This window comes from Aequorivita vitellina (genome assembly GCF_022008365.1).
Taxonomy (GTDB): Bacteria; Bacteroidota; Bacteroidia; order Flavobacteriales; family Flavobacteriaceae; genus Aequorivita; species Aequorivita vitellina.
On sequence record NZ_JAIRBA010000008.1, the window covers coordinates 54477 to 78982 of the forward strand.

Sequence of the window (24506 nt, forward strand, 5' to 3'; positions counted from 1 at the left end):
GTATTAGCGTGCGTCGCCAAAGTTTTGATTTAAAACAACGTCTGTGCCCATGTAATCCTGTACAGTTCGGAAACCAATATAACTTCTGGCTGAATCTGCATATTCATAATCGCGGGTGCTTACTTGAAGAAAATAAGCTACGTCTTTCCAAGATCCACCACGTACTACTTTTCGCATATTATCATCGTCATTAACATTCGGATTCATAGTTGAGCTAAAGTCATAAGAGGCGGGGTCATATGATGATGCTACCCATTCGGCCACATTTCCAGACATATTGTATAGATTAAAATCATTTGGCTCGTAACTTTTAGCTTCTACTGTGTACAATGCCTGATCGGCCGCATAATCGCCACGCAAAGGTTTAAAGTTGGCCATAAAACAACCACGGTCATTCTTGGCATATGGTCCACCCCAAGGATAGGTAGCAGATTCAAGACCGCCGCGAGCTGCATATTCCCATTCCGCTTCGCCCGGAAGACGGAAAGAGTTTACGAAATTTTTATTTTTAGATTTTTGGTATGCGTTTTTATACAAAGTTCTCCAAGCGGTAAACGCTTTTGCTTGTTTCCAGCTTACACCAACTACAGGGTAATCGCCATAAGCTTGGTGCCAAAAGTAATCGTTGTGCATTGGCTCATTGTAAGAATAATTGAAATCCTTAATCCATACAGTAGTATCTGGATATATATTCAACTCTTCTTTTTTAATGAAATCTTTTCTTCGCTTGCTTTTATCTCTTGCTGCAGCTTGAATATCCATATAAGTGTATTGGAATTTCAGTTTGCTAACATCAATTGTACGCTGGCCGTTATACGATTCTTCAATTGGAATGTACATTGTATCCATTACTTCAGAATAGTATTCGTCTGGGTATTCAGAAGTATCCCAGATAATATCTATATTATCGTTCAACTTTCTTCCGGCGTAGTAATCTTCACCCATACCGAAGTAATTATCGTACATATATTGCTGGTACGGCGTCATTTCTTCATTTTCTTGATCAACGAAAGCAAATTCACCAATTCCGCCATCGCCAGGAGTTGCTCCAACCATGTCTGCTTGAATTGCAAGTCGTAATCTTACAGTGGAATCTCGTACCCAATTAACAAATTGGCGGTATTCTGAATTAGTAATTTCAGTTTCATCCATATAGAATGAGCGAACGGTAACGGTTTTTGTTGGCGCATCATTCACGGCGACGAAATCGTCGTCACTCTTACCCATAATGAAGGATCCACCGGGGATAAGCGTCATGCCATAGGGTTTTTGAGGATACCATTTTTTACCTTTTACCCCAACCAATTCGCCTCGGTCTCCAGAGTTACAACTGAACAAAAAGGCAACGATCGCAGTTAATGCAATAAACTTCTTCATAGGTATTTTGGTTAAATTTTGAGATTCAAGGGCGTAAACGTATCTATAAAAATCCAAAAAAACAATTTTTTTTTTGAAAATCCATCAACCCCTAATTTTACTTGTTTACTTAGGTTATACTTCATTTTTGTACCGGGCTTTCAACCACCTTTCAGGAATTTCCTGATTACATGCACCCAAATATTCGCCATAAGTGCAAGGTAATAACGCACGGCTTTTTAATTTATTATTAACATTTGAAATAAATGGCAAAACAATCCACCATCTTTCAGTTTTATTGCTTTTTTTAAATTCTAATATTTCATCTTCAACTGGTACTTTATAGGTAGTGAAGCGGGTTTCATCATCAAAATCTCCATCATCTACTCTAAAGTTATACCCCTCAATAAAATACCAAAATATTTGCGCCACCAGCATTGCGCCGCTCTTACTTTCAATAGAATTGCTCAATTCGTAAACACCGAAAGATTTTACTTTATTACTAATTCCGGCATAACGCGAAATAGCACAAATTTCGCGACCATCAAAGCCATTTGGGCTGTCGTTATTTTTATAACTTAATTCTGAACTTTTTATTGCAGTAACATCTAAGGTTACCATATCTGCATCGCGCATAATGGGCTCTACTGTCGTTAAATCGGACGTAATTTCGCCTAAGCGAAAGGCATCAAAAAAAAGTTTGTCCATTAATGCAATTTCTTGGGGCGCATTAAAAAACGATTGATACCCAACCGCACTATAATTAAAAAGATTGTAGGGTTGATCTACCACCATTTTTCCTACATACGATTTATTTGAGATTGGCAATTCAGCATTTCCTAGGTCAAAACGGTTGTCTATGTTTACCACGTTCACCATCGCTCCCAAGCCGTCGTACCCGCGGTATTGTGCGTAGGCAAGGTCCTGTCCACCACCAAGTACCAATGGCACGATATTCTTTTTTAAAAGTGCAGCTATTACTTCTTTTGTAGCAAAACGTGTGTCTTCTATTGTTGCGCCTTTTTCAATATCGCCGAGGTCTATTATTTTATAATTCCAATTACCGGGGTAAAGAGAATACAATGCTTTTCGGTATGGGTCAAAAGATATCTCTTCTCCCATATAATCTACATCGCCGCGGTTTTCTTTTATTCCAAGAACTGCAAACTTTACATTGTTTAAGTCTGGCAATTCTTCTTTCTTAGCGTGAACTTCAATTTGTTTGCCCAAGGTTCCAAGCGGTAAAATTTCCCGATGAGCCAAGACTTTATTTGTAACTGGAGATAAAAAGGCTATCATTATTTTTTCTTGGCGGTGGCTTTTTTCTTAGTTGTCGATTTCTTTTTGGCTGCAGTTTTCTTTTTTGCCGCAGTTTTCTTTTTAGGGCGTTTTTTCTCTAATAACGCTTGAGCTTCTTCCAAAGTAATTTTATCAGCTTCAGTGCCTTTTGGCAATTCCACCTTAGTTTTTCCTTTTATAATATTAAATCGTCCCCAACGTGCCTTTTCAATCCGTATCTTTTCTTCGGGCCATTCATTGATTAATTTATCAATTTCTTTCTGCTTTTTGTCTTCAATAAGTTGTTCAATATCTTGATTTGAGAGATTGTCAAAATCATATTTTTTGTTCACATTAATGAACATGTTATTCCATTTAATATAGGGTCCAAAACGCCCTACTCCCTTTTGCACTGGTAAATCCTCATACATGTATATAGGAGCATCGGCTTTTTTCTTTTCTTCAATTAATTCTTTTGCGAAAGTCATATCCACATCTAAAGGATCCATCCCTTTGGGAAGCGATATAAAGGTTTTACCAAAGCGCACATAGGGCCCAAAACGACCGTTGTTTACCTCAACTTCTTCATTGTCATAAATACCCAAAGTCTTCGGAAGTTTAAAAAGATCCATTACTTCTTCAAAAGTAACTAGATGCAATTGTTGATCTGGACGTAGGCTGGCAAATTTTTTCTCCTCATCGTCGGGTGCGCCAATTTGTGCCATAGGTCCATATTTACCCAAACGCACTAGCACAGTTTTTCCAGTTTCAGGATCTTCGCCAAGAATGCGCTCACCACTTTCGCGATCTGCATTTTCTTCTACATGCGCTACTTGTGGATGAAATTTTCCGTAGAAATCTTTCATCATTTTTGTCCATTCTTCCTTTCCTTCGGCAATATCGTCAAAATCCTGTTCTACTTTTGCCGTGAAGTTGTAATCGAGAATATTTTCAAAATGCGCTACTAAAAAGTCGTTTACGATCATCCCAATATCTGTTGGAACCAACTTCCCTTTATCCGAACCAACTGTTTCGGTTAAGGTTTTGTCTTTTATATTTTCTTTTTGCAGTGTAAGTTGCATGTAGTTGCGCTCCACACCTTCAACTGTGCCTTTTTCAACATAATTTCTACTTATAATTGTTGAAATAGTGGGCGCATAGGTCGATGGTCGCCCAATACCAAGTTCCTCCAATTGCTTTACCAACGAAGCCTCCGTATATCGATATGGGGGCCGCGTAAATCTTTCGGTTGCTGTAATATAATTGTTTTGCAGTGAATCGCCATTTTTCATATTTGGCAACATGCCCTCCTGCTCTTCTTCTTCAAAATCGGTTCCTTCCAAATATACTTTTAAGAAACCGTCAAACTTTATCATTTCGCCATTTGCAGTAAAATTTTCAGAAACTTTTTCCTTTGAAAGCACGTCTATTTTCACATTGGTACGTTCCAGTTGTGCATCGCTCATTTGCGAAGCCAACGTTCTTTTCCAAATTAAATCGTACAATCGCGCTTGATCGTGATCGCCAGTAATGGTGTGCTGGGTCATGTCTGTTGGGCGAATGGCCTCGTGAGCTTCCTGTGCGCCTTTACTTTTCCCTTTGTAATCGCGGGGTTTGCTGTACGCTTTTCCGTAGGAATGGATTATCTCTTTTTGCGCAGCATTTTTGGCATCTTTACTTAGGTTTACACTATCGGTACGCATATAGGTTATAAGCCCAGCTTCATACAGTCGTTGTGCAATTGTCATTGTTTTTCCTACAGAAAAATACAGTTTTCGCGCTGCTTCCTGTTGCAATGTTGAAGTAGTAAACGGGGCTGCCGGCGATTTGCTTGCAGGCTTTTTCGTTAAGTCTGAAATTTTATAATCGGCCCCTAAATTCTTCCGAAGAAACTCGCGTGCTTCTTTTTCGGTTTCAAAATTTTTGGGAAGCTTTGCTTTAAACTTGCTTCCGTCCAAGGTTGTAAACTCGGCATCAATTCTATATGAACCTACGGGATTAAATACTTCAATTTCTCGCTCGCGTTCTACAATTAATCGTACGGCAACAGATTGCACGCGCCCAGCAGATAGTCCGCCTTTTACTTTTTTCCAAAGTACTGGTGAAAGTTCATAACCAACTAACCTGTCTAAAACGCGACGTGCTTGTTGCGCATTAACCAAATTATAATCTATTTGTCGCGGATTTTCAATTGCTTTTAAGATTGCAGACTTTGTAATTTCGTGAAAAACAATCCGCTTGGTCTTGTTTTTATCTAACTTTAATTCTTCGGCCAAATGCCACGCAATAGCCTCACCTTCTCTATCCTCATCACTCGCTAACCAAACCGTTTCGGCTTTTTTGGAAAGTGCTTTTAACTCTGCCACCAGCTTTTTTTTGTCGCTGCTAACTATATATTTAGGTGTAAAATCGCCCGAAACATCCACACCCAATTCCTTAGACGGAAGATCTGCAATGTGCCCAAAACTCGAGGAAACTTTGAAGTCTTTACCAAGAAACTTTTCAATGGTTTTTGCTTTTGCTGGGGACTCAACTATCACTAAATTCTTTGCCATATCCTATATTATTGTGAGTGCAAAAGTATATGAATTTTTTAATTCGAATGATTAAGCTTGTAAAATTCGCGAAATAGGGTGGGTAATTTCGCTGCAAATCGGAGGATAATTCAACACAAAGACGGTTGTAATTTTTAAAACATTGCTAGCTTAAAATTGCTTCATTGTTACGATTCAAACAAAATTTTACACAAAAAAGAATTTTGGATTCGCGGTAAATTTCAAGGTTTAAATTAATTTCTTTAAAAACCAATCTGCCACTTTGTCACCGTTAGCAATTAATTGTATCTTTGCCGATTCAACGATTTAGATTTTTAAATGCAATGACGCTCGATTTTTTTTATGGAAAAGGTAATTGATGAAAAAGTACAGGGAAACACACTAACATTAGAGGCTCGCACAGCCAATTCCCGTAAATTATATATTGAAAGCTACGGCTGCGCTATGAATTTTAGCGACAGCGAGATAGTAGCTTCTATACTTGCAGACCAAGGTTATAACACCACCAACGCACTTGAAGATGCAGATTTGGTTTTGGTAAACACGTGCTCAATTCGTGATAAAGCAGAGCAAACCGTGCGCAAACGTTTGGAAAAATACAACGCGGTAAAAAGAACCAAAAATCCGAAAATGAAAGTTGGCGTTTTAGGCTGTATGGCCGAACGTTTAAAGGAAAAATTTCTTGAAGAAGAAAAAATAGTCGATTTGGTAGTTGGGCCAGATGCGTACAAAGACATCCCAAATTTGTTGAAAGAAGTTGAAGAAGGTCGCGATGCAGTGAACGTTATTCTTTCAAAAGAAGAAACCTACGGCGATATTTCGCCAGTAAGATTGGGCGGCAATGGAATTACGGCTTTTGTAAGTATTACGCGTGGATGCGATAATATGTGCACGTTTTGCGTAGTGCCCTTTACTCGTGGCCGCGAACGCAGCCGCGACCCGCAAAGTATTTTACAGGAAATAGATGATTTAGCCGAAAAAAATTACAAGGAGATTACCTTGCTCGGTCAAAATGTGGACAGTTATTTATGGTACGGCGGCGGCTTGAAAAAAGATTTTAAAAATGCTTCCGACATGCAAAAAGCAACGGCCACAGATTTCGCACAACTGTTAGATATGGCTGCAAAGGCGCATCCCGAAATGCGAATTCGTTTTTCTACCAGCAACCCGCAGGATATGCACGAAGAAGTATTGCACGTTGTTGCAAAACACAAAAATATTTGCAACCATATTCACCTGCCTGTACAAAGTGGGAGCACGCGAATTTTAAAAGAAATGAACCGCCAGCACACACGCGAAGAATATATGAAATTGATAGACCGCATTCGCGAAATTATTCCTGGCTGTGCAATTTCGCAAGATATGATTGTTGGATTTCCTACGGAAACAGAGGAAGACCATCAAGCAACTTTGGGCTTAATGGAATATGTAAAATACGACTTTGGTTATATGTACAAATATTCCGAAAGACCCGGAACCAATGCTGCTCGAAAATTGGAAGACGACGTGCCCGAAGAAACAAAAAGTAGAAGATTGACCGAAATTGTAGATCTTCAACAAAAACACAGCGCTATTCGTACCGCTTCATTTTTAGGAAAAACCGTATCGGTTTTAATTGAAAAGGAATCGAAGAAAAATAAGGATGAATGGAGCGGAAGAACGGAGCATAATAATGTTGCTGTTTTTCCGAAGAAAAATTATAAAGCGGGCGATTTTGTAAATGTAAAAATAACCGATTGTACTACTGCAACGCTAATTGGCGAAGCGGTTGAGCTCTCATAAATCCAATATATTATGAAACGTATTTTACTTCTTTTTGCAGCAAGTTTATTGACATTTGCCTGTTCTAGCAATGACGACGTTCCCGCTGAGCCACAGGAATTAAAAATCAAAAAGTTTAGTCAAGATTTTTATTTTAATCAAAGTACCGACAATTATACTTTAGAAAGGTTATTTGATGAATCTGGACAAACTGTTAGCGAAAGTACGATTCATCCACAAATGACCTTCAATTGGTTATACAGCTACAACAGTTCAGGACTAATTAGTGAAAAAAGTCTATTTTATGACGTTAACGCACACCAAAGACAAGATATTTTCGCATACGATGTTAATAACGAGATTGACGGCATAACTTTCGAGAATGGTCTCGGTGATGTTTTAAGTATTCGAGATTATACTATAGAGAACGATAAAATTACATATGAGCAAGCTTCAATTTATGGAGAAATATATTACAATGCTGAAGGCAAAATAGTAAAAAACTTCGTTAACACTGATACGGGTACATCTACACAAATTATTGAATATACTGGCGATAATATAAGCCAGATTAATGAAACCCAAAGTAATGGATTTGAAGGGACTTACACATTTGAATACGATGATGGAGTTAACCCGCTATACGACTGTGTTGAAAACAATTACACAAACGCAACTATCGGCGATCATATTAGCTTGTTTAAAAGACATAATTATTTTTCAAAAAACAATTATACGCAAATCACTTTTATCAGTTCAATACCAGACTCTAATTATGTAAAAACAAAAACCACTATTTATAATGCAGATGGTTATCCTACAAATGCAGTGGTTGAAAAGAACGGTGTACTAATTGAAGAATTGACTTACGATTATTATTAATACTGAAAACACGAGATTCCCGCCTCCGCGGGAAGTTACTATGGAAAGCATACAAGCAACAAAACAACGTTTCGGAATAATTGGGAACGACCCAAAACTAAACCGTGCCGTAGAAAAAGCAATTCAGGTTGCCCCGACTGATATTTCGGTATTGGTAACGGGTGAAAGCGGCGTGGGTAAAGAAAGTATTCCAAAAATAATTCACTCTCTTTCTCATAGAAAACACGGAAAATACATAGCCGTAAACTGCGGCGCCATTCCCGAAGGCACAATAGACAGCGAACTTTTTGGCCACGAAAAAGGTTCGTTTACGGGAGCAACGGCAACCCGTAGCGGTTATTTTGAAGTAGCCGATGGCGGCACAATTTTCCTCGATGAAGTGGGCGAATTACCACTGCCAACACAAGTTCGGCTTCTCCGGGTTTTAGAAAATGGTGAATTTTTAAAAGTAGGCTCTTCAAAAAGTCAAAAAACAGACGTGCGCATTGTAGCCGCCACAAACGTAAAAATGGCAGAAGCTATTGAAAAGGGGAAATTCCGCGAAGACCTGTATTATCGGTTAAGTACGGTAGAGATTAATCTACCACCACTTCGCGAAAGACAGGAAGATATTCATTTGCTTTTCAGAAAATTTGCGGCAGATTTTGCACAGAAATACAAAATGCCCACCATTCGTTTAGACGAGCGCGCCACTTCTTTACTACTGCAATATCGATGGAGCGGTAACGTACGCCAGTTGCGCAATGTGGCGGAGCAAATCTCGGTCTTAGAGCAAAATCGCGAAATTAATTACGACACCTTAAAGCATTATTTACCAAACATGGGCAGCAACCTGCCGGCAATTGTAAATGCAAAAAAAACCGAAAGCGATTTTAGCAGCGAGCGCGAAATTCTATACAAAGTACTTTTTGATATGAAACGCGATGTAAACGACCTAAAAAAGCTTACTTTAGAATTGATGAAAACTGGTAATACAGCCAAGGTTAAAGAAGAACAATCGTCGCTTATCAATAAAATTTATGCCGAAGATAATAACGCCGAAGAGGAACTGGCTTCAATAATAGAAGAGGAAGAAAACAACGGCTCGCAAAGCGATGTTGAAGTTTTTAGCATTCCCGAACACGCCGCCGAACAACGGAAAGACAAATACGAATACGCCGAAGACATTGAAGAAGAAGAAAACCTGTCGCTTCAGCAAAAGGAATTGGAACTCATTAAAAAGTCTCTCGAAAAATACAATGGAAAACGCAAAGATGCCGCAGACGAATTAGGCATTTCGGAACGTACTTTATACAGAAAAATTAAACAATACGATCTGTAAGCACAAGATTTATCACGCGCAAAGTGCTCCGTAACAAAATTAAAATCAAAGTAAAGTAAATGTCAAAAACAGTTTCAATTTTATGCTTACTAACCATAGCATTTTCTTTGCAGGGCTGCGGACCGTACTCGTTTACTGGTGCCGATATTAATTACAGTACAACAAAAACGGTTCAGGTAAATTATTTTCAGAATAACGCACCAATTGTTGAACCCGGAATTGCACGCGATTTTACACAAAAGCTGCAAGACTTACTTTTAAACCAAACGAGTTTAGACCTTGTAAATAGCAATGGCGATTTGGTGTACGAAGGTGAAATTACACAGTTTTACATTGCGCCAATCACCGCAACCTCTACCAGCACCGCCGCGCAAAACAGGCTCACTATTGCAGTAAGCGTAAGGTTTTACAACACCAAAGACCCTTTAAAAGATTTTGAACAACCTTTCAGTTTTTATTACGATTATGATGGCCAAACACAACTAACAGGCTCAAAACTAGATGCCGCAGTCGATATTATTTTTGAACGCTTAACACAGGATATTTTTAATAAATCGCTTGCTAACTGGTAAAAAACTTAAATACCAAAAAAGAAAAAACTCCTTGAAAAAAGTGGTTAAAATTTTTTGAAAATTGAACATTGAACAATACACATATCTACTCGCCAATCCGCAGAAAATAACTTCTGAGGATTTAACCGCATTGGATATGCTCATAAAAAAATACCCCTATTTTCAAAGCGCGCGCGCCTTACAACTAAAAGGTTTAAAAAATAAAAACAGTTATTTGTACAATGACGCATTGAAACTTACCGCAGCACATACTACTGATCGCGATATTTTGTTTGAATACATCACTTCTGAAAAATTTATTCAGAATGAAATTTCACAAACCATTTTACAACATGATCCGTCGGTAGCAGAAATAAAAGTTGTTGTCGAAAATATTTCGGAACAAATTAGTCTTGAAATAGACAAACAACTGAAAGCCGAAATGCAAAAGGCGGAAGATATTTTAAATCCCGAACTTTTTCAAAGAAAAGTGACTTCTATAACCGAATTAGTTGAAAAGAAGACGGAAAAAAAGCAAGAACCTGAAGAAGTGCTACAGACTAACACACCTTTAGAATTTACAAAAGACGACACACATTCATTTGCCGAATGGTTAAAACTCACCAAAGCGAAACCTATTTCACGCACCGAAAATTCTTCGCCGAAAGAAGTTATTTTTACAAACGAAGACAACATAACACAAGATGAACGGGAGCGAAAATTTGAATTAATAGACAAGTTTATTCAAGAAAAACCAAAGATTATCCCTTCAGAAATAGAAAAAAAGGCAACTAAACAGGAAAAAAATATTTTAGAAAATTCACAGACACAACCAGTTGATTCCCTGATGACGGAGACTTTGGCTAAAGTTTATCTGCAACAAAAGAACTATAAAAAGGCAATTCAAGCATATAAAATATTAATTTTGAAAAATCCCGAAAAAAGTGGTTTCTTTGCAGACCAAATTCGGGCAATAGAAAAATTGATTAATTCAGAACAATCATGAGTACGTTTACAATATTTTTAGTTTTAATAATGATAGTGGCCTTTTTGTTGGTCGTAGTTATAATGGTTCAAAACCCAAAAGGTGGTGGACTTTCATCGTCATTTGGCGGTGGTGGTGGCGCACAAATTGGTGGTGTGCAGAAAACGAGCGACTTTCTTGATAAAAGTACGTGGACCCTTGCAACCATTATGCTTGCGTTAATTTTATTTTCAAACGTTTTTATAATGGGCGGCAATGTTGTACAATCAAAAACTTTTGACGAAAGTGCAATCCCTGCGGTTCCTACTACCCAAACTCCAGCGCCTGCTGCAACAGAAGATACTACAAACTAAAACAGTTACAATATTATTTTAAAATGCCAGCTTCTGACAAGCTGGCATTTTTGTTTTATATACTGTCAGTCTAACGGCGGTGGCACAATTTCTGCCAATTAGCAAACAAACATTTAAACTAAAGTTTAACAACTAAAAAATAAAATTGAAATGGCATTAAAAATTCAACCACTTGCAGATCGCGTATTGGTTCAGCCGCAAGAGGCAGAGACAAAAACAGCTTCGGGATTGTACATTCCAGATTCGGCTAAAGAAAAACCACAACAGGGTAAAGTAGTTGCTGTGGGCAAAGGAAAAGAGGATTATAAAATGACCGTAAAAGTTGGAGATACCGTGCTTTACGGAAAGTATTCTGGCAGCGAATTAAAATTTGACGGCAACGATTACCTCATCATGCGCGAAGACGATATACTTGCAATAATTTAATTTCTAAAGTAGAAACTTCAAATTCAAACCTTTAGGATTTGGAATTTTATTTTAAGATTTTCTTGAAAAGCAAATAATTAAGAAATTATAATATTAACCAAAAAATTCCTGTCTTGACAGGGATGACAAAATTTAAAATTTATGGCAAAAGATATAAAATTTGATGTAGAAGCTCGCGATAGTATTAAACGCGGTGTTGATGCTCTAGCAAACGCAGTAAAAGTAACATTAGGCCCAAAAGGTCGCAATGTAATTATTAGTAAATCTTTTGGTGCTCCACAAGTAACTAAAGATGGTGTAACCGTTGCAAAAGAAATTGAATTGGAAGATGCGCTTGAAAATATGGGCGCTCAAATGGTAAAAGAAGTTGCTTCAAAAACCAACGATCTTGCTGGTGACGGAACAACAACCGCTACCGTTCTTGCACAAGCAATTGTAAAAGAAGGCCTTAAAAACGTAGCAGCCGGTGCAAATCCAATGGATTTAAAACGCGGAATAGACAAAGCTGTAGAAGCCATTGTTGCTAATCTTGAAAAGCAAACTACTAAGGTTGGTAATTCTTCTGAAATGATAAAGCAAGTAGCTTCCATTTCGGCAAACAACGACGATGTAATTGGCGATTTAATTGCTAAAGCATTCGGAAAAGTAGGAAAAGAAGGAGTTATCACCGTTGAAGAAGCAAAAGGAACTGAAACATACGTAGATGTTGTAGAAGGAATGCAATTTGATCGTGGATATCTTTCACCTTATTTCGTAACCGATACCGAAAAAATGCAGACCGAATTGGAAAACCCAATGATTTTGCTTTACGACAAGAAAATTTCTGCAATGAAAGATTTGCTTCCTGTACTTGAGCCAGTAGCGCAACAAGGAAAATCGCTTTTAATAATTGCTGAAGATGTTGACGGTGAAGCTTTAGCTACTTTGGTAGTAAATAAACTTCGGGGTTCTTTAAAAATTGCTGCTGTAAAAGCACCAGGATTTGGCGACAGAAGGAAAGCCATGCTTGAAGATATTGCTATTTTAACAGGTGGTACTGTTATATCTGAAGAGCGCGGTTTCACTTTGGAAAACACAACAATCGACATGTTAGGTTCTGCTGAAACTGTAACCATAGATAAAGACAACACAACCATAGTTAATGGAGCTGGTAAAAAAGATGACATTAAAGGCCGTGTGAACCAAATAAAATCGCAAATTGAATCTACTACAAGCGATTACGACAAAGAAAAATTGCAGGAGCGTTTGGCTAAATTAGCTGGCGGAGTTGCGGTTCTTTATGTTGGTGCTGCTTCTGAAGTAGAAATGAAAGAGAAAAAAGACCGAGTAGACGATGCCCTTCACGCAACCCGTGCGGCTGTTGAAGAAGGTATTGTTGCTGGTGGTGGCGTTGCTTTAGTTCGCGCTATTGAAGTGCTTAAAAAACTTACTACCGATACACTCGATGAAACAACAGGAATAAATATTGTTTCTAAAGCGATTGAATCTCCATTGCGAACTATTGTTGAAAACGCAGGTGGTGAAGGTTCGGTAGTTATCAATAAAGTTTTGGAAGGCAAGAAAAACTTCGGTTACGATGCTAAAAGCGAAACCTATGTTGATATGCTAAAAGCAGGAATCATCGATCCTAAAAAAGTAACCCGTATCGCGCTAGAAAACGCTGCATCGGTTGCTGGAATGATTCTTACTACAGAATGTGCTTTGGTAGATATTAAAGAAGAAAATGCCGGCGGTGGTGGAATGCCAGCTGGTATGGGTGGCGGAATGCCCGGTATGATGTAGCATATCGTTGAGACAAGGCATGCCTTGTCTCAACTGGAATTAAGGCATGCCTTGTCTCAACTGGAATTAAGGTGTGCCTTGTCTGTACTCAGTACTTAATTAAACCTAACAGGTCTCAGAACTGTTAGGTTTTTTTATTTCTTAAAACGTAACCTCAACTTCTTTCAGCTCTTCATTTCTTTTTATTGTAACCAAAGTCGTTTGCCCCTTTTCAAATTTTGAAAGGCTCTTCATATAACTCATCATATCGGTTACTTCAAAATCGCCCATTTTCACAACAACATCACCCTTTTGAAGTCCTGCTTTTTGTGCTGGTTTGTCTTCACTTACACCATCAATTCGCATTCCTTTTCCACTGAAAAGATAATCTGGAACCACGCCTAAAGTCACTTTAAATTCTGGCACAACTTCACTTTCGTTTTTGGTTTTTCTGAATGGAAGTTTCGGCTGATTGTCCAAATCTTTAATTATGCTGAAAATGTAATTTGAAACAGCTTTCATTCCCTCAAAATTCACCTTTTCAGTGTCATCACTGGGTTTGTGGTAATCTTCGTGTTGCCCAGTGAAAAAATGCAACACCGGAATATCTGCCAAATAAAACGAAGTATGATCGCTAGGGCCAACACCGCTTTCGTTTTCGGTAATCTTTAAATTTCCAGCATTTGCCAATACAGTTTGTTTTAAAATAGGCGAAGTTCCCAGACCATAAACCGCTAAGTTTTTTTCGGCATTGAGCCTACCCACCATATCCATATTCAGCATATAAGTTATTTTTTTTGTGTCGATAGTTGGGTTTTTTACGAAATAATTTGATCCCAATAAACCCTCTTCTTCCCCAGAAAAAGCGATAAAAAGATAATTGTTTTTCTTCGGTTGCAGAGCGGAGTCGAAGCGAAGTGAATCTGCCAAATGCAACATCATTGCCACTCCGCTCGCATTATCGTCGGCGCCGTTATGTATTGCTTCGCCTTCGCGATACAGCGAACCTTCGCCGCCCATTCCCAAATGGTCGTAATGCGCGCCAATAACAACTGTATTTTCAGCCTTGTTATCTAAATAAGCAATTACGTTTTCAGCGGTTTTAGTACTGTCGCCTTTTTCTGAAGTAAATTCGGCTTCTTGATGTGGATTCTTGCTCGCCTTGAAAGTGAATTTTTGAAAATAACCATTGGTACCTTTAGGTTGTAACCCAATATCTGCAAACCGTTTTGCAATATATTCGGCAGCCTTTTTTTCATCTGCACTACCTGTTTTTCGTCCTTTTAAACTATCGTTTGCCAAGATGGAAACGTCTTCTTTCATAGTTATAGGTTTCACTTTTGTTTCCTTACAAGAGAAAACCAATATTGCTAGAAAAATCACTAAAATTGCACGCATATCATTACTTTTGTTCAAAAGTACATTAAAAATGAAAATATTTTATATCCTGCTGATTGTTTCGGTTTTTGCGAGTTGTAAAAATGAAGTGAAAAAAGCAGAAAACGAATCTCTCAATTCAACCGATAAAAATATAGATGCAGTATTAGACCCAAATACAAAAGACACGCTAATTTATCCCGAAGAAAAGCATTTTAAAAACATTCGTCAAGTTACTTTTGGCGGTGATAATGCAGAGGCATATTGGAGTTTTGACGACAGTAAGCTCATCTTTCAAAGCAACTATAAAAACTGGGGTGTTAACTGCGATCAAATGTTTTTAATGAATGTAGATGAAACTTTTAGAGACAAACAACCGCCAATGATAAGCACCGGGAAAGGCCGAACTACTTGCAGTTATTTTCTGCCCGACGGAGAGCACATTGTTTACGGAAGCACGCATTTAAAAGACGAAAACTGTCCCGAAGTGCCTGTAAAAAAAGATGGGAAATACGTTTGGCCGGTTTATGATAGCTTCGATATTTTTGTCGCAGATTTAGAGGGAAACATAACCGCTCAGCTCACTAATGAACCGGGTTACGATGCCGAAGCAACCGTTTCGCCCAAAGGCGATAAAATTGTTTTCACCTCCATGCGCAGTGGCGATTTGGAACTTTATACGATGGATATTGATGGTAAAAATGTGAAACAGATTACAAATGAATTAGGCTACGATGGTGGCGCATTCTTTTCACCTGACGGTTCAAAATTGATTTTCCGTGCTTCCCGCCCAAAAACCGAAGCGGCAATAAAAGAGTACAAAGATTTGCTCGCTCAAGGTTTGGTACAACCTACCGAAATGGAACTGTTTATCTGCAATGCAGACGGAAGCGAATTGCGGCAACTTACCCATTTAGGAAATGCAAATTGGGCGCCGTTTTTTCATCCTTCGGGCGAAAAGATTTTGTTCTCCAGTAATTTTGAAGCCGAACGAGGATTTCCATTTAACCTATATTTAATTGATATAGACGGTAAAAACTTGGAGCGCGTTACCCACGGTAGAACCTTTGATGCATTTCCAGTGTTTTCAAATGATGGAAAAAAGTTAGCTTTTTCATCAAATAGAAATAACGGCGGTAGTCGCGACACCAATCTTTTTATTGCCGAATGGCAAGATTGAAAAGAATAGCGATTTTTCTTCCGATTTTTATCGGATTTAGTTTTTTTGAATTTCAATTTAACGAATAAATAAAACGGTTTTTGGATTTCATTAAACGCTATAAAATTCCCTTACTTTTCTCGATAATCGCTATCGTATTTTATATCAGTTTTGGATATCATTTGGAGCGTAATGATTTTACAAAATTAATTTTACGCTACGGTGCGCTTTTTATCATCGCCTATCTTTTTATAGAAAAGTTTAAACTTAATTTCTGGTTTTTAGCCAGTTTGGGGATTGTTTTTCGATTGATTTTCATTCCGGGAATCCCCAATCTTTCGCAAGATTTTTATCGGTTTCTGTGGGATGGACGGTTATTGATCCAGGGCGTTAGTCCGTATTTGTTCACGCCAGATTCATCAGCCATATTAAATAATTCAGTTGAACAATCACAACAATTAATTAACGGAATGGGGGCGCTGAACGCGAGCCATTTCAGCAATTATCCGCCTATCAATCAATTGTTTTTTACTATTGCCGCGCTGTTTGCGGGGAAAAGTATTTTAGGCTCAGCGATTGTGCTCCGCGTACTTATTATTTTTGCAGATGTTGGTATTTTGTACTTTGGAAGTAAAATATTGAAGAAATTTAACCTCCCTTTCAGAAATATTTTCTGGTATTTTTTAAATCCTTTTATCATAATTGAACTTACTGGAAATCTACATTTTGAAGGGGTAATGCTTTTCTTTTATGTGTGGGCACTGTATCTACTTTTTAATGGAAAATGGTTTCGGGCCGCAGTTTTGATTGGGGTTTCCGTTTCGGTAAAATTGCTTCCGTTATTGTTTTTGCCTGTTTTTTTAAAATATTTTTCTACCCCGAAATTGAACAAGTCCTCACAGGTTGCTAAAACCTGTGAGGACTCCACGATTAACTTCAGAAAGCTCTTCAAATTCTATTTTATAGTTGGGCTTACTGTAATCGTTACATTTTTACCGTTCGTTTCTTCAGAATTTATCAATAATTTCACTTCAACCATTGGACTTTGGTTCCAGAATTTTGAGTTTAATGGAAGTGTTTATTATATAATCCGTTGGATTGGATTCCAGGTTGTTGGCTGGAATATTATTGAAACCGTTGGGAAAGTTCTTCCTATAATTGTATTACTTTTTGTTTTGGGACTTGCTTTTTTTAGAAAAAATAAAACGCCGAAACAATTGATAACCGCAATGCTTTTTGCAGTTTCATTTTACTTTTTGCTTTCCACCACCGTGCATCCGTGGTACATCGCCACTCCCCTTTTGCTTTCGGTTTTTACGAGATACAAATTCCCAATTATTTGGAGTTTTGTGGTAATGCTGAGTTATTCGGCCTATGGTAAAAATGGTTTTGATGAAAAGTTATGGCTTGTGGCTTTAGAATATACTGTGGTTATTATTGTAGCCTTTTGGGAAATAAGCACTTCTAAATATCTATTCTTAAAACCACGACATAACGGCATTAAAAATAGTTAAATAAAAGGATTTTCAATTTTAATAATTCTGGGTAAAAGCTAGAGATTTCAATGGAAAAATTTGGCAGTTCGATATAAAAAATGTAATTTCATACTACTTAAAGATTAATTTTATACTATTATGAAAAAGCCATATAAAGCCACCAATAAAATCAATTATGCCAAGGAGGCCCCCACCCATTTCTACGATGGAAACCTCGCCATTCCGTTAGTAGACATGACCTCCTATCAAAAAATGCAAATTGTTAGAAATGGTGTTAGTAAAGCTTATTTAACCAAACTAAAAGAAGAAACATCATTAGATTACGACGCTTTAGCCCAAGCATTATCTGTTACGCGTTCTACGCTCATCAATAAAAAAGGAGAGCAAAAATTTAACGATCATATTAGCGAAGGTATTATCGCCGTGGCAGAAATTTACTCTTTTGGTTATGAAGTTTTTGAAGACAAACGCAAGTTTAATCAATGGATGTTCACCGCAAATCAAGCACTTTCAGGAGCCGCCCCCTTTGATCTTATGGATAATCAATTTGGCCGTGAGGAAATACGAAACCTCATAGGCCGTATTGCATATGGCGTTTATTCTTAACCATGAAGGTTTTTCGAATAAGCAAAACACAATATGCAAACGACCTGCAGGGAACGGGCTCTAAGCTTTTTGGTGGCCGGTGGAACCACATTGACACGCCCTGTATTTACACTTCCGAAAGTCGGTCCTTAGCGGTTTTGGAATACGCTGCCAATATTGCTATTGATTTTATTCCACGCGCACTGAGTCTCTGTGTTTTCGAAATTGACGATAATCAAATCTATACCGTTAAAGAGACAGATTTGCCCGGAAATTGGCGAAACACACCTGCACCGAAGTCTACTAAAGATTTTGGTACTAAATTACTTCAGCAGGATAAGGCAATTCTAAAAATTCCTTCAATTATAATTCCGCAAGAATTTAATTACGTTATTAATCCGCTGACTAAAAACCCCTGCTTTAAATTACTAGAAACCAAAGATTTCGTTTTTGATTTGCGGATTAAGGAGAATAGTGTAAATCACTAGTTTTTCAGAAAATTTCGGTAGTGAGTAAATAAAATTAGCTTAAAGCGAAATATTTTTAAGAAAGTTAATTAATGGAATGACCGTTCATTTGGTTGTTTCCGTTTAAAAATTTAAAACTTTAGTAGTTTACTTTTTCACTCTTTCTAATTTGTAGAAGTCTTTTCGTCTATCTTTCAAATTTCGAACTGCACCAAAAGTGTGCAACTCGCGAAGTAAATCTATATCTACATCGGCAACCAAAATCATTTCGGTATTTGTGGTTGCTTCAGCCTTTATTCCATTGCTGGGAAAAGAGAAGTCGCAGGGAGTAAACACAGCACTTTGGGCATATTGTATGTCCATGTTGTGAACCTTCGGTAAATTACCAACACTTCCTGCAATGGCAACATAGCATTCATTTTCTACCGCTCTGGCTTGAGCACAAAGACGCACCCGCGAATAACCATTTTGAGTATCGGTTAAAAATGGCACAAAAAGTATATCCATTCCTTCATCTGAAAGTAATCTTGAAAGTTCAGGAAATTCAGAATCGTAACAAATTAAAACTCCTATTTTCCCACAGTCTGTATCGAAAGTTTTTAATGAATTTCCATTTACCATTCCCCAAACGCGTTCTTCATCTGGTGTAACGTGAATTTTTTCATAACGCTCCACGCTTCCATCGCGACGGCATAAGTAACCGACATTATATAATTTTCCGCGAACCATTTCGGGCATACTTCCAGTTATAATATTGATGTTGTATGAAATTGATAGTTGCGAAAGTCTTTCGGTAATTTCTTTGGTGTATTTCGCCAATTCGCGAATAGCATCTGGCTCACTCATATGATTGTATTTTGCCATGAGCGGAGCATTGAAAAACTCTGGAAACATCGCGAAGTCACATCTATATCCTGCTACAGAATCTATAAAATACTCTGCTTGATGCATTAACTCTTCCATGCCAGAATAGCTTCGCATTTGCCATTGAATAAGACCCAGACGCACAATACTTTTTATTGCAGAAGGTTTGGGTTTTTTTTCGGGTTTTGTATAATAGATATTGTCCCACTCCATCAAAACCGCAAACTCACCGGAAGCTTTATCGCCTTCCAAATAACCTTTCAACACACGTACCGGGTGAAAATCATTCGATATCTGAAAGTTTAAAACGGGATCGTCAATTTGTTTGCGTTTAACTTTTTCAATGTATTGTTTTGGGGAAAGTTTATCTGCGTGTAGATGATAATTTGGCATTCTTCCGCCAAAAACGATACTCTTTAAATTTAAGTTTTCACAGAGCTCCTTTCTGTAATCGTACAATCTTCTTCCCAAACGAAGGCCGCGAAAATCTGGCCGAATAAAAACGTCTATTCCGTAAAGCACATCGCCTTCTGTATCGTGGATTTTAAAAGTTGGATCGTCTGTAATATCTTGATAGGTGTGCTTTTCACCCAATTCATCAAAATCTACAATAATAGAAAGAGCGCAACCGGCAATTTCGCCATCGGCCATAATAACCACTTGCCCCTCGGGGAAAATATCTATCAAGTTTCCTATCTCGTTTATCTTCCAATAGCTATTAGGCATACCCCCATAAGACTGAATGGTCGCAGCTTTAAGCGCTTCATAATCCTTAAGGGTCAAAAACTTTAGCTCAATATTTTCAATTTTTTGTGGGTCCATATAGTCTGGGAATTCAATTTCTATTTAAAAATCCTTTCGTCAAAAGGAAAGTTGACAATTTCAATAATTTTAATTTCTGAAATACTTGAATGGTTGGGGTTCAACAAAAAATTGAAGTCGCCATTTACTACGGTAGAAGGAACTTTAAGAACACAGAAATCTCCTGAATAAATAAAAGAGTCACCTATTTTTTGCGTATTCAATTTTGGAGGATTAGAATTCCAATCTTCATCCAAAACCTGAGGGTTTAAAACTTCGATTTTCAAGGAATCTGGAATATCAATCTCAATCATCATATAATCATCAGGTAGTGTTGCCAAGCTTAAATGCACTATTACTTCAGCCATTGCCAGCGCCCTACTTTCTGCCGTATACAGCATTTTTACACCTTTAGAATTCCAACGGTTTCCGAACTTAGCTGCACCTTTACCACTTAAATCGTAGGCATATTTTTTTCTGGATAACCTAAAAACCCTCATTATGCAAAAATACCATGCTCTATACGATTAAGCTCTGCCATAACCATTTCCTTACCGTAAGAATCCTTTAAAAGCTCTCTGGGATTAAGCCCCTTTAAAGCAAATGAAGGCGTATTTAGCCATCTGTAGAATTTTTCGGAAGAACCAAAAGCTTCAATTCCAAAATTGGTAACTTCAGCAAGCTCAAATATTTTTTCAGTGTGAATAGGTTTAAAATAAAAATCCTTATCATCTCGATATCGTTGCAATGTTTTAGAAGAAAGATCTAAATATTCGGCCCAATCAGAATCGGTAAAAGGTGTAAATGATTTTATTTGGGTAAATATTTTAAATGGCAGCCCTCTTCTAATAGCTTGGACAATTAGCATTTTATCAAGAAAAAAATCTGCAAATGAAATTTTCCTCGATACATTTTCAATGTTTTTTACGTAAGCTGTTAATGCCTCGTTTACTTCATTAATAGCATTAATTTGTTCATCATAACTCATAACCAAATACATTTGTCTCCAAAGATAAGACATTTGTCTCGGTTTTAGAAATTTCTAAACATTTTTTTACATATCTAATAGATAGGCAAAAATAAGTGGCGCCACTATGGTTGCATCACTCTCAATGATAAATTTTGGCGTATCCATATCTAGTTTTCCCCACGTAATTTTTTCATTGGGAACAGCGCCTGAGTAACTACCAAAGCTAGTAGTTGAGTCGCTGATCTGGCAAAAATAGCTCCAAAACGGAGTTTCCGGTCGCTCCATATCTTGGTAAAGCATGGGCACTACGCAGATTGGGAAATCACCTGCAATTCCACCACCAATTTGGAAGAAACCAATTCCATTTTCTGAATTTTCAGTGTACCAATCGGCAAGGAAGGTCATATACTCAATTCCACTTTTCATTGTAGAAGCTTTCAATTCGCCTTTTAACACGTAGCTTGCAAAAATGTTTCCCATAGTACTATCTTCCCAACCTGGGCAAATAATTGGAAGGTTCTTTTCGGCAGCAGCGTACATCCACGAATCTTTTAAATCTATTTCGTAATGCTCTTCCATTACTCCACTTAAAAGAAGTTTGTACATATACTCGTGCGGAAGGTAACGTTCGCCTTTTGCTTCGGCTTCTTTCCAAAGCTTTACGATGTGTTTTTGAATTCTTCGGAAGGCTTCTTCTTCAGGGATACAAGTATCGGTTACGCGGTTCATTCCTCTTTCAAGCAAATCCCACTCATCTTGCGGTGTTAAATCGCGGTAATGCGGCACACGTTCATAATGACTGTGCGCCACCAGATTCATTATATCTTCTTCAAGGTTAGCACCTGTACAAGAAATTATTTGCACTTTATCTTGACGGATCATTTCGGCAAAAATCTTGCCCAACTCAGCAGTACTCATTGCTCCCGCTAGCGAAACTAACATTTTTGAACCTTTTTCAAGTTGTGCTTCGTATCCTTTTGCAGCATCTACAAGTGCAGCAGAATTAAAGTGTAAATAATATTTTTCAATAAACTGGGAGATCGCTCCTTTGTTAGTACTCATCTTCTTCTGTATTAAATTTTGAACTACCTTTTTTACCTGCCTCGAGCGGAGTCGAGAGGTTAAAATTACTTTCGTATTCGTCTTCTTCGTCTGTACCTGCAAATTTGTACGTCAACATTTTGTAGTAAAGTTTTGCAGCTACAAAGTCTGAAGCTTTTTCCTCTGGGTTAGGGCATAGTTCTACAATGTCAAAACCTACCACATTTCTATCCTCAAAAACTTGTTTTAGAAAATCGAGGGTTTCATACCAAAAAAGTCCGCCAGGTTCGGGTGTTCCGGTTGACGGAAGGATGGAAGGATCTAAAGCATCAAGATCAAAAGTGATAAATACATTCTCGCCTAAAGCTTCAATTACTTTATCCATCCAGTATTCGTCTTTTGCCATATCGTGGGCAAAGAATACTTTTTCTTCATCCATCACGCGCGTTTCGGCAATATCCATACTCCGGATTCCAACTTGTACAAGATTTGTAGTTTGGCTCGCTTCATAAACTGCACAAGCGTGGTTACAAGTGCTTCCGTGGAATTCTTTGCGCAAGTCTGCGTGAGCATCTATGTGCAACACGGTAAGGTTGTCAAAACATTCGTTAAACGCGCGGATTGTTCCAATAGAAATGCTGTGTTCACCCCCAAAAACAGTAACAAATTTATTTCGTTTAATATAATCTTTGGTGGCTTTGTGTACTTCTGAAACTACAGCTTCTGGCGATGCGTTTTCAGTTATGGCATCGGCAAGATAAACTCCTTGTTTATAAACCTCTGATTGGGTTTCAATATCATAAAGTTCCATGTTTTCGGAAGCATCTAAAAAGGCCTCGGGACCTTTGTCGGCACCTTTTTGCCAAGTGCTGGTTCCATCATAAGGAACGGGGATCAATACAATTTTTGATGTTTCTAGGGCCGCATATTTTTGCGGGATACCTGCGTACGTCTTAGTGCTCATAACCTAAAATGTTTAGCAATTGCTCGCTTGTTTGTTGTTCTGAAAAAAGTTTGGTAGTAATGTTATCGTTTTTGTCTCTATCTATTAAAATATGTTTTGGCTGCGGAATTAAGCAGTGTTGCAAACCTCCAAAACCACCAATGGTTTCTTGATAAGCACCTGTATTAAAGAAGCCAATATACAAAGGTTTTTCCTTTTTAAACTTTGGCAGATAAATAGCCGCCATGTTTTGTTCGCTGTTATAGTAGTCGTCACTATCGCAAGTTAAACCTCCTAACAACACTCTTTCGTATTCATCGTTCCAACGATTTATTGGTAACATTATAAATTTCTTACTTATTGCCCAAGTATCTGGCAAGGTTGTAATAAAAGATGAATTTATCATATTCCACTTCTCTCTATCGTTTTGTTGTTTTTGATAGAGGATTTCATAAATAGCCCCGCCACTCTCGCCAACTGTGAAACTTCCAAATTCGGTAAAAATGTGGGGAACTGGAACCTCAGCTTCTTCACAAGTGATGTTTATTTGATTTAAAATTTCGTCTATCATATATTGATAGTCGTACTCAAAATGCAAAGAGTTTTTTATAGGAAAGCCACCGCCAATATTTAGACTATCTAATGACGGACAGATTTTTTTAAGACGAACATACACTTTTAAACATTTCACCAATTCGTTCCAGTAATAAGCAGTGTCGCGAATGCCCGTATTAATGAAAAAATGAAGCATTTTTAAATCTATGCGTTCGTTATTTTTTATTTGTTCTTCGTAAAAAGGAATAATATTTTTATACCCAATTCCCAATCGCGAAGTATAGAATTCAAACTTTGGCTCTTCTTCCGAAGCAATACGAATACCTACATTAAAATGCCCTTCAATACTATCTGAAAGCAAATCAATTTCTTCATAATTATCAATAATAGGAATGCAGTTTTCATGCCCATCGTTGATTAAACGCGCTATGTTTTCTATATACTGCTCTCGTTTGAATCCGTTACAGATTACATACGTTTTATCGGTTACTTTACCAGTTTTCTTCAAGCTTTCTACTATATCAATATCAAAAGCCGAAGAGGTTTCTATATGAATATCATTCTTTAAAGCTTCATTTAAAACGTGCTTAAAATGCGAACTTTTTGTGCAATAGCAGTAATTATACGTGCCTTTGTAGTTGTTCTTTTCAATAGCATTGGCAAACCACTTTTTTGCCAAATGTATATTTTCCGAAATTTTTGGGAGGTAGGTAAACTTTAGGGGTGCTCCATAGCGCTCTACCAGCGCCATTAAATCTACCCCGTGAAATTCAAGACCATTTTCGCCCAATCTAAATTCTTCCTGCGGAAAATAATAGGTTTGATCTATTAAATCTATGTATTTGGTATTCATTATATTGTTTTCGTTGAATTGTGTAAATTAAAAATTCCTATTGCGGATTCCCTTAAAAATTGGAAGTATAACAAAATATTAACTAGAAATTTAATTGTAATAGGCAAAGGGTTTAGAGTAGATTCTTTACCCGAAGCTTGTCGCAAAGCAGCGACTGGAAGCAAAA

At 37.6% G+C, this 24506-nt stretch carries 22 protein-coding genes; 12 read left to right on the forward strand and 10 right to left on the reverse strand.

Translation table 11 applies throughout. The features are described from left to right. Positions 1-3 precede the first annotated feature (3 nt). The 3 genes from porK to topA form a co-directional block, all read right to left on the reverse strand. On the reverse strand, positions 4-1377 hold the full coding sequence (porK, locus tag K8089_RS06010) for a T9SS ring complex lipoprotein PorK/GldK (protein ID WP_237602380.1): 1374 nt from the start codon (positions 1375-1377) through the stop codon (positions 4-6). Positions 1378-1491: 114 nt separating this feature from the next. Then, complete coding sequence (locus K8089_RS06015; protein WP_237602381.1) at positions 1492-2655, reverse strand: formimidoylglutamase; 1164 nt, start codon at positions 2653-2655, stop codon at positions 1492-1494. Further along, positions 2655-5189 carry a type I DNA topoisomerase gene (gene topA / locus K8089_RS06020; protein ID WP_237602382.1) on the reverse strand — a complete coding sequence of 845 codons (2535 nt, stop codon included), beginning with the start codon at positions 5187-5189 and terminating at the stop codon, positions 2655-2657. Before topA ends, K8089_RS06015 begins: the two co-directional genes overlap by 1 nt. Before the next feature lie 342 nt (positions 5190-5531). Between topA and miaB the strand changes: the two genes are divergently transcribed. The 8 genes from miaB to groL all read left to right on the forward strand — a co-directional run bounded on the left by miaB (position 5532) and on the right by groL (position 13250). After that, complete coding sequence (gene miaB, locus K8089_RS06025; RefSeq protein WP_237602383.1) at positions 5532-6971, forward strand: tRNA (N6-isopentenyl adenosine(37)-C2)-methylthiotransferase MiaB; 1440 nt, start codon at positions 5532-5534, stop codon at positions 6969-6971. A 12-nt stretch (positions 6972-6983) separates the two neighbouring features. After that, positions 6984-7832 (forward strand): hypothetical protein, encoded by an 849-nt coding sequence (locus K8089_RS06030; protein WP_237602384.1) that lies wholly within the window; start codon positions 6984-6986, stop codon positions 7830-7832. A 40-nt stretch (positions 7833-7872) separates the two neighbouring features. Continuing rightward, positions 7873-9153, forward strand: a complete 1281-nt coding sequence (locus tag K8089_RS06035; RefSeq protein ID WP_237602385.1) for a sigma-54 interaction domain-containing protein — start codon at positions 7873-7875, stop codon at positions 9151-9153. 59 nt (positions 9154-9212) lie between these two features. Beyond that, positions 9213-9725 carry an LptE family protein gene (locus K8089_RS06040; protein ID WP_237602386.1) on the forward strand — a complete coding sequence of 171 codons (513 nt, stop codon included), beginning with the start codon at positions 9213-9215 and terminating at the stop codon, positions 9723-9725. A 61-nt stretch (positions 9726-9786) separates the two neighbouring features. Next, on the forward strand, positions 9787-10710 hold the full coding sequence (locus tag K8089_RS06045) for a hypothetical protein (protein ID WP_237602387.1): 924 nt from the start codon (positions 9787-9789) through the stop codon (positions 10708-10710). Beyond that, a complete protein-coding gene (gene secG, locus K8089_RS06050; protein ID WP_237602388.1) occupies positions 10707-11042 on the forward strand; it encodes a preprotein translocase subunit SecG in 336 nt (111 codons plus the stop codon). The genes K8089_RS06045 and secG overlap by 4 nt, the downstream gene beginning before the upstream one ends. 150 nt (positions 11043-11192) lie before the next feature. Continuing rightward, entirely contained in the window at positions 11193-11468 is a 276-nt protein-coding gene (locus tag K8089_RS06055; protein WP_237602389.1) for a co-chaperone GroES, read from the forward strand. Positions 11469-11609: 141 nt separating this feature from the next. After that, on the forward strand, positions 11610-13250 hold the full coding sequence (groL, locus tag K8089_RS06060; RefSeq protein WP_237602390.1) for a chaperonin GroEL: 1641 nt from the start codon (positions 11610-11612) through the stop codon (positions 13248-13250). 141 nt (positions 13251-13391) lie between these two features. Here groL and K8089_RS06065 read toward each other — a convergent pair whose 3' ends face one another. Beyond that, complete coding sequence (locus K8089_RS06065) at positions 13392-14627, reverse strand: M28 family peptidase (protein ID WP_237602391.1); 1236 nt, start codon at positions 14625-14627, stop codon at positions 13392-13394. Between the two features lie 31 nt (positions 14628-14658). On the opposite strand from K8089_RS06065, the gene K8089_RS06070 reads away from it, so the two are divergent. From K8089_RS06070 to K8089_RS06085, 4 genes are all read left to right on the forward strand, one after another. Continuing rightward, positions 14659-15786, forward strand: coding sequence for a TolB family protein (locus K8089_RS06070; RefSeq protein WP_237602392.1), 1128 nt, complete (start codon positions 14659-14661; stop codon positions 15784-15786). Between the two features lie 80 nt (positions 15787-15866). Continuing rightward, on the forward strand, positions 15867-17279 hold the full coding sequence (locus K8089_RS06075) for a glycosyltransferase 87 family protein (protein WP_237602393.1): 1413 nt from the start codon (positions 15867-15869) through the stop codon (positions 17277-17279). Positions 17280-17399: 120 nt separating this feature from the next. Then, positions 17400-17867: a type II RES/Xre toxin-antitoxin system antitoxin gene (gene parS, locus K8089_RS06080; RefSeq protein ID WP_237602394.1), complete on the forward strand. Its 468-nt coding sequence runs from the start codon at positions 17400-17402 to the stop codon at positions 17865-17867. Between the two features lie 2 nt (positions 17868-17869). Beyond that, entirely contained in the window at positions 17870-18334 is a 465-nt protein-coding gene (locus K8089_RS06085; protein ID WP_237602395.1) for an RES family NAD+ phosphorylase, read from the forward strand. 126 nt (positions 18335-18460) lie between these two features. Here K8089_RS06085 and K8089_RS06090 read toward each other — a convergent pair whose 3' ends face one another. From K8089_RS06090 to K8089_RS06115, 6 genes are read right to left on the reverse strand one after another with little or no spacing between them, the layout of a single operon-like run. Further along, a complete protein-coding gene (locus tag K8089_RS06090) occupies positions 18461-19999 on the reverse strand; it encodes a bifunctional GNAT family N-acetyltransferase/carbon-nitrogen hydrolase family protein (protein WP_237602396.1) in 1539 nt (512 codons plus the stop codon). A 20-nt stretch (positions 20000-20019) separates the two neighbouring features. Then, positions 20020-20478: an RES family NAD+ phosphorylase gene (locus K8089_RS06095; protein WP_237602397.1), complete on the reverse strand. Its 459-nt coding sequence runs from the start codon at positions 20476-20478 to the stop codon at positions 20020-20022. Beyond that, positions 20478-20999 (reverse strand): type II RES/Xre toxin-antitoxin system antitoxin, encoded by a 522-nt coding sequence (gene parS, locus K8089_RS06100; RefSeq protein WP_237602398.1) that lies wholly within the window; start codon positions 20997-20999, stop codon positions 20478-20480. Before parS (K8089_RS06100) ends, K8089_RS06095 begins: the two co-directional genes overlap by 1 nt. Before the next feature lie 33 nt (positions 21000-21032). Beyond that, complete coding sequence (locus K8089_RS06105) at positions 21033-22010, reverse strand: deoxyhypusine synthase family protein (protein ID WP_237602399.1); 978 nt, start codon at positions 22008-22010, stop codon at positions 21033-21035. Beyond that, entirely contained in the window at positions 22000-22953 is a 954-nt protein-coding gene (gene speB / locus K8089_RS06110; protein WP_237602400.1) for an agmatinase, read from the reverse strand. Before speB ends, K8089_RS06105 begins: the two co-directional genes overlap by 11 nt. Continuing rightward, entirely contained in the window at positions 22943-24340 is a 1398-nt protein-coding gene (locus tag K8089_RS06115; protein ID WP_237602401.1) for an arginine decarboxylase, read from the reverse strand. The genes speB and K8089_RS06115 overlap by 11 nt, the downstream gene beginning before the upstream one ends. Positions 24341-24506 lie beyond the last annotated feature (166 nt).

Coding starts and splice junctions, on each gene's coding strand:
- porK (WP_237602380.1), bottom strand. CDS start 1,377: ATGAAGAAGTTTATTGCATTAACTGCGATCGTTGCCTTTTTGTTCAGT.
- K8089_RS06015 (WP_237602381.1), bottom strand. CDS start 2,655: ATGATAGCCTTTTTATCTCCAGTTACAAATAAAGTCTTGGCTCATCGG.
- topA (WP_237602382.1), bottom strand. CDS start 5,189: ATGGCAAAGAATTTAGTGATAGTTGAGTCCCCAGCAAAAGCAAAAACC.
- miaB (WP_237602383.1), top strand. CDS start 5,532: ATGGAAAAGGTAATTGATGAAAAAGTACAGGGAAACACACTAACATTA.
- K8089_RS06030 (WP_237602384.1), top strand. CDS start 6,984: ATGAAACGTATTTTACTTCTTTTTGCAGCAAGTTTATTGACATTTGCC.
- K8089_RS06035 (WP_237602385.1), top strand. CDS start 7,873: ATGGAAAGCATACAAGCAACAAAACAACGTTTCGGAATAATTGGGAAC.
- K8089_RS06040 (WP_237602386.1), top strand. CDS start 9,213: ATGTCAAAAACAGTTTCAATTTTATGCTTACTAACCATAGCATTTTCT.
- secG (WP_237602388.1), top strand. CDS start 10,707: ATGAGTACGTTTACAATATTTTTAGTTTTAATAATGATAGTGGCCTTT.
- K8089_RS06055 (WP_237602389.1), top strand. CDS start 11,193: ATGGCATTAAAAATTCAACCACTTGCAGATCGCGTATTGGTTCAGCCG.
- groL (WP_237602390.1), top strand. CDS start 11,610: ATGGCAAAAGATATAAAATTTGATGTAGAAGCTCGCGATAGTATTAAA.
- K8089_RS06065 (WP_237602391.1), bottom strand. CDS start 14,627: ATGCGTGCAATTTTAGTGATTTTTCTAGCAATATTGGTTTTCTCTTGT.
- K8089_RS06070 (WP_237602392.1), top strand. CDS start 14,659: ATGAAAATATTTTATATCCTGCTGATTGTTTCGGTTTTTGCGAGTTGT.
- parS (WP_237602394.1), top strand. CDS start 17,400: ATGAAAAAGCCATATAAAGCCACCAATAAAATCAATTATGCCAAGGAG.
- K8089_RS06085 (WP_237602395.1), top strand. CDS start 17,870: ATGAAGGTTTTTCGAATAAGCAAAACACAATATGCAAACGACCTGCAG.
- K8089_RS06090 (WP_237602396.1), bottom strand. CDS start 19,999: ATGGACCCACAAAAAATTGAAAATATTGAGCTAAAGTTTTTGACCCTT.
- K8089_RS06095 (WP_237602397.1), bottom strand. CDS start 20,478: ATGAGGGTTTTTAGGTTATCCAGAAAAAAATATGCCTACGATTTAAGT.
- parS (WP_237602398.1), bottom strand. CDS start 20,999: ATGTCTTATCTTTGGAGACAAATGTATTTGGTTATGAGTTATGATGAA.
- K8089_RS06105 (WP_237602399.1), bottom strand. CDS start 22,010: ATGAGTACTAACAAAGGAGCGATCTCCCAGTTTATTGAAAAATATTAT.
- speB (WP_237602400.1), bottom strand. CDS start 22,953: ATGAGCACTAAGACGTACGCAGGTATCCCGCAAAAATATGCGGCCCTA.
- K8089_RS06115 (WP_237602401.1), bottom strand. CDS start 24,340: ATGAATACCAAATACATAGATTTAATAGATCAAACCTATTATTTTCCG.